Consider the following 1039-nt stretch of genomic DNA (forward strand, 5'->3'; position numbering starts at 1 on the left):
TTCCTGAGGTTGATGAAGGGTGAAGAATGGGTGGATGTAGAGTCAGAAGCGAAATACGTCAATCAGCCAACCGGTTTCGGGCATGAAAAATGAAGCCGATGCTGTTGAGCAATAGTTGTGCCGCCAGGATGGAGGTAACGCCCGCCGGGTCATAAGCCGGGGCAACTTCCACCAGGTCCATACCAACAATGCGCCCGCCACTGCGCAGCGCAAGTGCTCGGATGATTTCCAGTATCTCGTAGTACAGAAAGCCGCCATGGCTCGGGGTTCCGGTGCCAGGCGCAATCGAAGGATCAAAGCCATCAATGTCAATGGTGAGGTAGTAGGAGACTCCTTCCGGAATCCGGGCCAGCACGCCGGCCGTTCCCAATTGGCGGACCTGGCGCACCGACAGGATGGTGGAGCCGGCTTCACGGGCGGCGTCGTAGTCGTCCCGGTTGGAAGAGGAGACGTTGCGGATGCCGATTTGGGTCATGCCGACCACGTGCGCCATTTCGGAAGCCCGGCGCAATGGGTTGCCGTGGCCATACCGAACGCCATGGCGTTCGTCGACAAAGTCCAGATGGGCATCCACATGCAGGATGTGAATCGGTCCACGCCCTTCAAAGGCCCGCATAACGGGCGCATGGATAGAGTGGTCGCCACCTAGCACTACGGGCATGGCGCCTTTTTCAAGTATCTTGCGTACTGCACGTTCAATGTTGGCGTTGCTCTTGACCTGGTCGGTATGCACGATATCGGCATCGCCAACATCCACCATGCGCACCTGGTCTTGCGTCAGGTACATGGTGTCATCCTCATGGTCGTAGGCGCCACCATGGCCGAAAGAAAAGAGGGTGGATGCTTCGCGGATGCCCCGGGGTCCAAAGCGCGCACCGGGCCGCCACTGGGTGCCCATGTCATTGGGTGCCCCCAGCACCGCCACATCCGCATCAATGTGATCCCAGTCGGTGCAGGGGCGTGATTTGGCGAAGGTGCAGTGACCCACAAAGGGCAGGTCAAGGCGACCCTGGTCGTACGCGTTGTCAGACATATTGGT

Annotated in this window: 1 protein-coding gene; it reads right to left on the reverse strand. The window is 59.0% G+C overall.

What is annotated here, in order from left to right; all coding sequences use genetic code 11:
- Nucleotides 1-58: 58 nt before the first annotated feature.
- Nucleotides 59-1033: an agmatinase gene (gene speB, locus AC1D0P_RS26025; RefSeq protein WP_477679365.1), complete on the reverse strand. Its 975-nt coding sequence runs from the start codon at nt 1031-1033 to the stop codon at nt 59-61.
- Nucleotides 1034-1039: the final 6 nt, after the last annotated feature.

Source organism: Polaromonas sp. P1_G2, assembly GCF_056405515.1.

Bases quoted from the DNA above. Each gene is read 5' to 3' on its own strand.
- speB (WP_477679365.1), bottom strand. From the start codon at position 1,033: ATGTCTGACAACGCGTACGACCAGGGTCGCCTTGACCTGCCCTTTGTG.